8 protein-coding genes are annotated in these 10389 nt (G+C 59.6%); 6 read left to right on the top strand and 2 right to left on the bottom strand.

The genetic code is table 11. The features are described 5' to 3' along the window. The 3 genes from IRZ31_RS04825 to IRZ31_RS04815 form a co-directional block, all read left to right on the top strand. Window positions 1-202, top strand: a 202-nt coding sequence (locus IRZ31_RS04825; protein WP_297150325.1) for a helix-turn-helix domain-containing protein, incomplete at its 5' end; no start/stop codon positions are given. Window positions 203-713: 511 nt separating this feature from the next. Then, window positions 714-1535 carry a hypothetical protein gene (locus IRZ31_RS04820; RefSeq protein ID WP_297150322.1) on the top strand — a complete coding sequence of 274 codons (822 nt, stop codon included), beginning with the start codon at window positions 714-716 and terminating at the stop codon, window positions 1533-1535. Between the two features lie 149 nt (window positions 1536-1684). Further along, entirely contained in the window at window positions 1685-2473 is a 789-nt protein-coding gene (locus IRZ31_RS04815; RefSeq protein ID WP_297150319.1) for an enoyl-CoA hydratase-related protein, read from the top strand. A 244-nt stretch (window positions 2474-2717) separates the two neighbouring features. Here the strand turns inward: IRZ31_RS04815 and IRZ31_RS04810 are convergent, their stop codons facing one another. Both IRZ31_RS04810 and IRZ31_RS04805 read right to left on the bottom strand, forming a co-directional pair. Next, complete coding sequence (locus IRZ31_RS04810; protein WP_297150316.1) at window positions 2718-4208, bottom strand: APC family permease; 1491 nt, start codon at window positions 4206-4208, stop codon at window positions 2718-2720. Window positions 4209-4657: 449 nt separating this feature from the next. Next, window positions 4658-5290 (bottom strand): PadR family transcriptional regulator, encoded by a 633-nt coding sequence (locus tag IRZ31_RS04805; RefSeq protein ID WP_297150314.1) that lies wholly within the window; start codon window positions 5288-5290, stop codon window positions 4658-4660. Between the two features lie 388 nt (window positions 5291-5678). Here IRZ31_RS04805 and IRZ31_RS04800 point away from each other — a divergent pair, with 388 nt between their 5' ends. The 3 genes from IRZ31_RS04800 (at window position 5679) to IRZ31_RS04790 (ending at window position 10029) form a co-directional block, all read left to right on the top strand. Next, window positions 5679-6188 (top strand): hypothetical protein, encoded by a 510-nt coding sequence (locus IRZ31_RS04800; protein WP_297150311.1) that lies wholly within the window; start codon window positions 5679-5681, stop codon window positions 6186-6188. 256 nt (window positions 6189-6444) lie between these two features. Next, window positions 6445-7917 carry an FHA domain-containing protein gene (locus IRZ31_RS04795; protein ID WP_297150308.1) on the top strand — a complete coding sequence of 491 codons (1473 nt, stop codon included), beginning with the start codon at window positions 6445-6447 and terminating at the stop codon, window positions 7915-7917. 366 nt (window positions 7918-8283) lie between these two features. Further along, a complete protein-coding gene (locus tag IRZ31_RS04790; protein WP_297150305.1) occupies window positions 8284-10029 on the top strand; it encodes a Clp protease N-terminal domain-containing protein in 1746 nt (581 codons plus the stop codon). Window positions 10030-10389: the final 360 nt, after the last annotated feature.

The raw sequence follows: 10389 nt of genomic DNA, 5'->3' as shown, positions 1-10389 counted from the left end.
TACAAAGAAAGGACAGATCATGGAGGAACTACTGACCATTAGCGAGGTTGCCAGAGTCTTGCGCGTTGATGCGACTACCGTGCGCCGTTGGGTAAAACACGGTGTCCTTGATGCTGTGTTGCTGCCCCATAAGGGTCGTCGCCACTGCTATCGCATCAAGCGAACTACGCTCAACAAGGTCATGAACTCGACCAACGTGTAGCGCAAGCCCTGGTGTCCTGCCGGCGCTGCACGACCGGCGGCCTCTGCCCTCTCGTTTCTGCCAGGGCCGGGGTAGTGCCAGCGCGGTGCTCACATCACGCACATGTGATTACGAGGTTCTCGCTCGCCGGCGCGCGAGCGTGTAATCAGGGCGGGGCCAGCGATCCTCTGCCTGCAGTACCTGCAGCTGATCGCTGGTTATCGCCCTGGCTAATTTTTATAGTGGAATAACATTACGTCTCACTGAAGCATAATCCCACTGCAAAACTCCCTCTTCCCTGCAGTCGCCGCCCGTAGCCCCTTCCCAAGCCCTTGATTGGAAGTCCAGCTCCACGGGTGATATGATGTTGCTAGCCAGGTGACCAGGCACACGCCTCGCGGTTTGGGCTGTCTCCCTGCGCCAGTGGGGAAGCAGTGCCTGTCTGGTTGTCCCAGGCCCCAGGGACGTTGTTGATGTTGGTGGTCCATGCTGTTGACCAGCGGCCCGGCTGGTTCGAGGAGTCACGAGAGCAATGGAGCTTTGGATCTGTGTCACCTGTGGCACCCAGTTTGCTCCCAGTGAGGAGCCACCCCGTGAGTGCCCCATCTGTCTTGATCAGCGACAATACGTGGGCTATGAGGGCCAGCGCTGGACGACCCTGGCTGAGCTGCGGGCCAGCGGCCTGCGCAACGTCTTTAAGGAGCATGAGCCACGCCTGATCGGCATTGGCAGCGAGCCGGCTTTTGCCATCGGTCAGCGTGCCTTGCTGGTGCAAAGCGCCGAAGGCAATCTTCTCTGGGACTGTATTTCCTTCCTTGATGAGGAGACGGTTGAGCGGGTTCAGGCTCTTGGTGGTTTACGGGCCATTGCTATCTCGCATCCGCACTACTATAGCAGTATGGTGGAGTGGGCCGAGCGCTTCTCGGTCTCTGTCTACCTGCATGCCGCCGACCAACGCTGGGTGATGCGCCCCTCTGAGCGTCTGGTCTTCTGGTCGGGGGAGCGGCTTGATCTGTTCGGCGGGCTGACGCTCATACGCCTGGGAGGCCATTTTCCTGGGGGCACGGTCCTCTACTGGCCTGATGGTGCCGAGGGACGGGGGGCGCTGCTTAGTGGCGATATCATCCAGGTGGTGGCCGACCGACGCTGGGTCAGCTTTATGTACAGCTACCCCAATCTGATCCCGCTGCCTGCTTTCGAGGTGGAGCGTATCCGCGCTACCATTGCCCCCTATCGCTTCGAGCGCCTCTACGGGGCCTGGTTTGAGCGCGTGGTCTTTTCCGATGCCCACGCGGCGGTCATGCGCTCGGCTGAGCGTTATGTGCAGGCGCTGGCAGGCCAGTTGCCGGCCTGAGTCGTACGGGCGAGCGGCTCTGCACTGTGCTTTCTGCTGATCCTTTGCTTGCTCGCTCAGGCGCCGCGAAGATGAGGACTGCATTGTCGTTGACAATTGTCGCTTCTGTCGATGGGAGCCAGTGCGACGAGATGAAAGGAGTCTGTATCATGCAGTATGAACTGGTCGAGGTACGTTATGAGGGCGACTATGCCACCATCACGCTGAATCATCCTCAGCGGCGCAATGCTCTCTCGCTCAAGATGATGGAGGAGCTGACAGCGGCCTTTAATGAGGTGGGAGAAAGCCCCGTGCTGGGGGTGATCCTGGCCGCCAATGGTCCGGCCTTCAGCGCCGGCCATGACTTCGCTGATATGGTGGGCCAGGACCTGGTAGCGATGCGTCGCCTCTTGCAGGTCTGTACTCACTTGATGAATACTATTCAGGCCATTCCTCAGCCCGTGCTGGCTCGGGTGCATGCCATTGCGACCGCCGCAGGCTGCCAGCTTGTGGCCACCTGTGATTTGGCTGTGGCCTCGACCGAGGCAAAGTTTGCTACCCCGGGCGGAAAGGGAGGCTGGTTCTGCACAACGCCTATGGTGGCGGTCAGTCGCAATATTGGACGCAAGCGCGCTCTGGAGATGTTGCTGACCGGCGAGCCGATCGATGCCCAGACGGCCTATGAGTGGGGGCTGGTGAATCGGGTGGTGCCGCCCGAGTGCCTGGTGGAGGAGGCCCAGCGCTTGCTAGAGGCGGCGACACGCGGCAGCTTTATCTCTAAGGGCCTGGGCAAGCAGGCTTTCTATGCGCAGATTGATCTGCCGCAGCCCCAGGCTTATGCCTACGCGCTGGAGGTGATGGCGGCAAGCTCACAGCTACCCGATGCTCAGGAAGGAATGCGGGCCTTTCTGGAGAAGCGGCCTCCGCGCTTTCTGCGCCCCGGCGAGCGCTCCGAATAAGCGCCGGGAGCCTGTTCTGCCTCGATAAGCCGTGCCGCGTTCCGCAGGTCTGGCCTCTCCTTTCCATTGAGCGCAACGACCCTTGTCTTGTCTGCGAGTGGTGTGCCTTGTCTCTCGCTCCACATGGCCGGCGAAGCGCAGCGAAGCAGAACGGTGGAGAAAATCGGCGCCTGACCGCCCAGGCCGGCAAAATGGCCAGGCAGGCGATCGGGCGCCTGTGAAGGGCAGAACAGGGCTGCCCGACCTACGGCCCGGTCATCCTCATGCGCTGCCAGCTTATCTGACTGCTCGCGTAGAGGCTGCCTATGAGGGCGGCAACGAGCATGATGCTTGTCAGGGCGATGACACTGTATTGCCAGTGGGCGTTGTCGAGCTGCTGGGGAATCCAGGAGACCAGCAGCGAGGAGACGACCGAGATGAGCGATGCCAGTGGGCCGATCACAATGGCTGACCAGAGCAGCCAGCGTGGCATGATTAACCTGGACTCCACCTGCTCCCGCCGCTTCAGTAAGAGGAGCGCAAGATCGATGTAGATGAAAACCAGAATCGTCTGCCAGACTGTCCCCACAGAAGCGATGCTGACGTTATAGAAGATCAGCGAGAAATTGCGGGCGTCCGCAAAGAAGAGAATATAGGGGATGGCCAGAAAGATCAGCAAGGCCAGCAGCGCAGCGATCGTCGTCTGGAGAGCGATGGCGCTGGTTGGCACACGCTCGCGGCTGAGCTGCCCGAGGCGCCCGGGCAGACGCTGATCGATGCTTCCCACGAAGAGCAGGCGAGCGAACGAGTAATTGTAAGCTGTGGCGGCCATTAAGTAGGCAAAGAGCAGTGCCACCACGGTAATGTTGCCGGCTACCTTTCCCAGAACGCTGTCGACCACTGAGATCAGGGCGAACGGGTTGGAGGTCGTCGCTGTTCCCTGAACAAGCAAGAGGGTCAGCGTGCTGGCCAGGTAGCCAAAGAGCACAACCAGGGTGCTCCAGCGTAGATAGCCCGGAATGGCCTCACGCTCGTAGATTTCTCCGCCCATATTCAGAGGCATGGCGGCCCCTCCGTAGGCTCCGCAGATCAGGCCGAAGAGGCTCAGACGCTCTAGCGTGGGTATCCAGTCGGAAAAGGTGCGGAAGCTGGTCGCTGGTTGGTGACCGCTTAACAACCAGATGGCCCCGGCGCCGCTGATAAGGATGATGCTGAGCAAGCTGGCACAGAAGCCGACATTGACCATGTGTTGCGCGGTACGCAAACGGCGACTGGCGAGGAAGCCCGACAGAAGGATCAGCCCCAGAATCGCTAGCCCTTGTTGCCAGGGCTCAGTCAGCCAGCTGTGGTTCAGCCCCTGGAGATAGCTGATCATCGTAGCGGCGGAAGTCACGATGAGCAGAGGACCAGGTAACCACCAGCAGAAGCCGATGAGAAAGCTCCAATAGCGACCGAGGGCGTGATGGGTCCAGTTGTAAAGGCTGCCATCGTGCGGAAATAGCACGCCGAGTTGAGCAGAGACGATCACAGACGGCAGGAAGTAAAAGGCGCCTCCGAGTAGCCAGAGAAGCAAGGCCGCCGCACCGCTGCTAGCGGCGGTGGTGGAGTTCGTCAGATATAACATGCCCAAAACGCAGACCGCTGTGAGATCAAAGGTCCCTAGAACGGGTGGCATAGCTTTGGACACGTAGCTTTCCGAGGGAAGCTCCTGTTCTGCTTCTTCTGCTGACTCGGGGGTGACTGTTAATTGTCTCATTGGTTCTCCTTTGTGCCTTGCAAACCTGATAGTGAGGGAAGGCTCAGACTGCTCAAAAGACCTTTGCTGGGATCAAACAGGGTGCGCGTGGCTGGTTCTGGTCTTGTGGCAGCTTGCCCTGGCTTCCTCTGCTCCTTTGTCCTGTCTTGTATGCGTGTGCCTCACACGCAGGTATTCAACTGACACAGGATGCTTATCGTGGTTCACATGGCATAGAGACTGGGAAAGCTCTATGAGAGAGAATGTGACCAGGACGTATATCTCTCGCGGCACCTCTCGCCTGGCTCAATCCTGTTCATGCGTTAGGAGGACCCGAAATGTGCAGGATGCGAGATTCCTCTCCAAGAATAACACAGGTTCATTGCTGGCTACCAGGGGGAAGAGGAAAGTAGCCTTATTGGGGGACAGGCTCTTGCGTAAGAGGTAGCTGTTTGGAGATAGTGATTGGACTAGCTGTTATCTGACAGACGTTGCTTCAGGCGTGCAATAGCGCGCTCGGTGACCTCCAGGCCAGCGCGCAAAACCGCCTCTTTGTACTCGCGCACGAGCATCTGATACTCTAGCAGGCGAGGGCGGCGCGTAGGTCGGTTGGCATATTGTTGACGCGCCCATTCCATATGCTGCAGTTGTCTGAGCAGGCTTTCACGATGTTGGAGAAGATGCTGAAGAGCCGTGGCATCTGAGGTCTCACCGCAGAAAAAGAGCTTGGTCAGGAATTCATCCTTGGTGAAGCGCTCGGGGATCGGCTCGCTAAGCCAGCGGTCTAGCTCGGCCTGCCCCCGCGGCGTCAGGCGGTAGAGTTTGCGGTTCGGACGGCTCTTCTGCTCAATGACCTCAACCTCGACCAAACCTTCGTGTCTGAGGCTTTTGAGCGTTGTATAAATCTGGCTGCTGCCCGCGTTCCAGTAGCTGGCGATGGCTCGATCGAAAGCCTGCTTGATGTCGTAGCCTGTCATGGGCCGCGTCCCGAGCAATCCCAGAATAATGTAACGAAGGGTATTGCGCGAAGCGAGTGAACTAGGGGGAATCTCCTCTTCCCCTTCCTCTTCTTCATAAGCCGAGTGGGATAGTCCTTCAACCATAGGGCCTCTTCTCTTCTCTTCTTCAGCTAACCTGATGGTATGGCTCTGGCCTCACTGCCAGAGCAAGCAAGCAAGTAGGGCGATGTGCTGGCAATGATGGCGGCGGGGGCCGCCGTGGGGAGCCATCGCATTTTACTATTATAGCATTGTTCACAGCGTCAGACAGAAGAGACAGCGAGAATGCAGGGGGCGCGCTCTCTGGGACTCAGAACCCAGCCCAGATCGTGGCCAAATTTTTAACCTCTCTTTCTTCGAGTCGTATATCTTTACGAAGCAAGCAAATCTTCCGCTTGGTGGAAGGGTGTGCCAGCGAGAGCTGGCCGATTCCGTGGCAGGGACCTCATCCAGGGAAGCAGCTAGGCTGAGACAAAGCAGAACAGGAGAGCATATGAGTACCCGTTTCTACAACACTAAAGATATCGATCTAGAGCGTCTGGCCCATGATCTGGAGAGTATCTTGCAGGCGAAGGGCTATCAGACGCAGCAATTTGGCAGCAGCGATCACAAAGTGGTACAGTTGAGAAAGGGAGGCGACTTTGAGCGGCTCCTCGGCTTACAGGCGGCGCTGGCCGTGGTGATCCAACACACGGCTGGGGGGATCTCGGTGACCACAGGTCAGCAGCAGTGGGCCGAGAAGGCGGTGGTGGGAGTGGCTGGCGTGGCCATTCCGCCGCTGTGGCCCTTGCTCTTTACAGCAGGCATTGGAGCTGTGCGCCAGGCGACGCTGAGCAATGAAGTGCTCTGGATTGTCGACGGTCTGATTCGGCAGCAGCAGCCGGGAGTGGAGAGCTGGCCACCTGCGCCTGGGTTTGGCTTCCCTGGCTGGCAGCCGCCACAGCCTCCCCCCGCGCCGTCTGGGCCGCAGTCGCCACCTCCGTCCGCAGAGCCTGCTCAGTAGGCAGAAGGAGGCTCTGCGAAGCTGATAGTGCGGGCGTACCTTCTGCCAAATCGAACCCGGTGTACCTGCTGGTGAGTTAGATGAGGCCGCGCCGTTGCTATAGCCGGTGGGGTACGGCGCGGCCCTCCCTTGCTCTGGTTGGGCCTGCGCCCTATGCTGCTACTCTCTGTCGGTGGGGAGCGAGAAGGGCAGCGGTTACTGCTGAGCCGACAGGGCAAGTAAGAAGCGCCTCGCTACCGCAGAAGAGGAGAGACCAATGGATGCCCGATTTTATACATCGCAAGAAATCGATATACCACGTCTGGCTACCGATCTAGAAAATGTCTATCGCGCTAAGGGGTATCAGACGCAGCAATTTAGTAATCCCGATCAGGCCCTGGTGCAGTTGAAGAAGGGAGGCGACTTCGAGGCTGTGCTCGGGATGCAGGCCGCCCTCTCGGTGACGCTGCAACGTGTCTCGGGGGGAGTGCTGGCGATGATTGGCCAGCAGCGCTGGATGGATAAAGCGGCGGTTGGGACGATAGGCGCCGTGGGGGCGATGGTGATCCCTGTGCTGCTACCACTGGCTATTACTGCCGGTGTTGGGGCAGTGCGTCAGGCGAGCCTGGCCAATGAGGTGCTCAATATTGTTGATGGCCTGGTGCGTCAGCAGCGTCCCGAGGTGCAGATCGGTCCGATCCCGCCCTCTCTTCTGCCGCAGGTTCAGCAGCAATGGGGTGGACCAGCGATGTCGGCGGGTCCCTATGGAGCGGTGCCGACGCCGCCGCCGGGTTCGCCGTCCTATGTGCCGCCCTACGTCCCGCCCACGCCAGCCCAGGCGGGCCCGGCGGCGCCCGTGATCAGGCCCAGCGCCGGTCTGCGCTGTCCCCAGTGCAATACGCCCTATGAGCCGGGCGATACCTTCTGCTCGGGCTGCGGGCGAGCGCTCAAACAGCTCTGTCCCAATTGTAAAACGGAGCTGAAGCCTAATGCGGCCTTCTGTCCGAAGTGTGGAGCTTCAACCTTCCAGTCCCAGGCTCCAGGAGCGCGGAGCGTCCAGCCGCCTGTTCAGCCAGCTCCGCCCCCAGTACCGAGGAAGCCACCGGCAGCGCCAGCTCCTGCGCCCTCGGCTAAGCCCCCCATCCAGCCCTATGCTTCCCAGGTACCGGCTCAGCCTCCGGTGATTCCGAAGCCAACGGTGACCTTTATCCCCGGGCCTGGTACGCAGGGAGGGAGTACGAGGGCTGGCGCCAGCTCTAGCGCCGAGCCGACGATTGCGGACTCTCCTGTGCCCGCCGGTCAGACCCCTGGCTATCAGCCGCAGCCGACGGTACCAGCGGTCCCGGCTGCCCCTGTGTCGCCGCCGCCGCCAGGCCCTCCCCAGCCAATTAAGGCGCGTCCGGCCAGTGAGCCACGCCCTGATCCCAATGCCCCGTGGGGACGGCTGATCTTTAGCGATGGCCACGAGGTTGTCTTGACAGGTGAGCGCCTGGTTGTGGGACGCTATGATCACGATCTGGGCGGCTTGAAGCCTGATATCGATCTGGGTCCGATGGAACATGCAGATACGGTCTCGCGCGTTCATGCGCTTTTGGAGCATATCGGCAGCACCTTTACTCTGACGGACCTGAACAGCACAAATGCGACCCGCGTCAATGGGCGCCGTCTGGAGCCGGATAAGGCTACTCCTCTCAACGATGGCGACTCGCTTCACTTCGGTAAGGTCAACTGCACTTTTCACAAGCTCTAAGAGCATTCATGGCTGCTTCTCCCCGGTCTGGTCTGTCTGACTGGCAGGCGTACCGGGGAGAGCCGTGCACGCTGGACACCGATGCTCTCTTGCAGCGCGTCCCCTACCCCTCTGCCGCTCTTCTCCCGCCACAATACTGCTCTCCTCACTCTCTGACTGCCCTCTCCTGCCGCAAAACATCCCTCTTCTTGTCCAGGAACTTCTCCTAAAGGGCCATTGATCTGCTCTTTTGATGACAGGAGATCTCTTTCTTCTGAGCCTAAGATTTGCGTCTCTCCTCGTCGTCCGCCATCCAAGCCTCTTGCCAGGGGCGAAATTCCGTCTATAATAGATGGGCATCTATAAATTTTTACAGAGAAGAGGATCATGCAGCAGAAGTCAGAAAGAGGCAATGACTGGGGAGTACGACGGATTCCCGCGTTTGGGCGCTATAGCTATCGTGCCAAGGCGACGCTGGCTGCTGCGACCTATCATGCATTAAGAGCTGGAAGAGTATGGCTTGATGGCCGGGATCTGCTCTTGAGCTTGCTCGACGAGCCGGGAGGAGTGATCGGAAGCCTGCTCCAGCGGCTGGGAGTGGATCGCGCCCTTCTGGTGCAAACGCTGAGCCGGAGCCAGCAAGCGGAGGCGGGCATCTGGGAGGTTGACCAGATTCGCGAAGGGCTTACTCCTCTAGCGCGACAGATCCTGAGCGCCGCTGTGGCGGAGGCTGATTCCCTCCAGCACACGCGAATTGAGCCGGGGCATCTGCTCCTTGGTGTCCTGGCCTGCCGCCTCAGTCCGTTGATGAGCGCCTTGCCGGCACCGGAGGCAGCCCTCAGTCTGGCTCGTGCCCAGGTCTCGGCCACGTTGCAGCCAGCGACCACGACTGGCCAGCTCGTCGGGCAGAGCATTGAGCCTGAGCTGGTGCTCCTGGACCTGGAGCGCCAGGTCCAGCTCAAGATAGAGCTACGGCAGGCTAGCGTACGCCTGCGCCTGTGGCGACTGCTGATAGTGGCACTGTCGGTTTTCGTGCTACTCATGCTCAATAGCAAGGATGTTTTAGGGATTTCTCTGCCCTTCGATCTGCCCAACTGGCTCGTGGAGCTAGAGCATAGCGGGCCTTTTGCCTGGCAGCCTCTTCCTGGCTGGCAGCCGCTGTTTTCGGTGACCGTGCTGCTAGGGGTCTGGCTCCTGCTGGTCGTGTTAGTCCTCCTTCTGATTATGCCCTCTCTTTACCAAACAATGATCATTGAGGGAATCCTCGGTCAGCGGCGAGACCTCTTCTGGCGCGGCTGGGGGCAGGCTGTCCTTGCCTGGACGGGCGTCTATCTGGTGGGGGTCATCCTGGCCTCGCTGCTCAAGGCACTGCTGCCATTCTGGTGGTGGCTGCTGCTCTGGCTGGTTTTTGCCTGCTTCAATCTGGGACAGGCTGCCTGGGGCAAGCGATCTTTCCCCTGGAACGGTTGGCCTGTTCGACAGCTGCCGTCAGATGAGGTCGTTCAGCGCTGCGCTGATCAGCTAGCGCGCCGTCAGTTACAGGCGCGTTTCTACCTCCTAGGCTCATCAGTGCTGCTGCCTGCGGCTATCCTCCTGGCCGCGGGCTGGGCCGGGCGTCTGGCCATCTATCTTTCGGAGACGTTGCTGCTAGCCTTCCCTCCCGAGGAGGTCGAGGCCATCCTGGCTATAACAGTAGCACCTTATACTACGCGTGGCCTGGCCCTGCGCCGTCCCCTACTCTTTTCCCTGCTTTGGCTACCGTTACTGGCCATCGTTGGCCTGGCGGGCTGGCTTATCGCTCCTGGTCCGCTGGGCGTTGAGCTTCTCCTGTTGTTCTCTCTCCCGGGTCTCTTCCTGGCGCTTTGTGTGGGTTTACTCTGTCTTCTGGCTTACAACCTGCTGCGGATCATGGGTACGTACGCCTATGACAGGCAGGCGCTTCAACTGACGGGGAATGTCCTGGCCTTTAAAAATGCCCTTGTCCGGTTAAGCAATATTAATGGTCAGTTGGCCGGTGGCGCCCGTTTCAATCCCTTGCTGGAGCGCCTCAAGAGAGCCGATCTGTTCCTCATCCAGCAAGGTCGCCAGGGAGGCGAGTCATTGCCATCCCCAGCAGAAAGAGAAGAGAGGTGAGCCAGCTGAGCACCATTCATGTAAATACGACATCTACCATTGGGAGATGCGTGCAGATAAATTCGCTCTGGAGCAAACTGGTGATGTGCGAGACTCCCAGAATGCTGTGATTCGCCTGGCAAACCTCTGGGCTGGGAGTGCGCTGGTGGGAAGGTGAGAGGAACGACCTATGAACCGCAGTGACCCGTTCTTAGTGAAACGCCTGGCCCAGGCCGATCCCCTCAGCTCAGGCTTCAGCAGCAAGAGCAGGCAGGACCGACTTGTCCTGGCAGGAGTCTGTGGGTTAAGATAAAGCGAAACAGGCTGAAACGTGCTAGCCCGGGCGAGCACTGCCGCTGACCATCATGTGGAGGAAGGTAG

The organism is Thermogemmatispora sp. (assembly GCF_019683635.1).
Classification (GTDB): domain Bacteria; phylum Chloroflexota; class Ktedonobacteria; order Ktedonobacterales; family Ktedonobacteraceae; genus Thermogemmatispora.
This window is presented reverse-complemented; position numbering and strand designations above follow the sequence as displayed.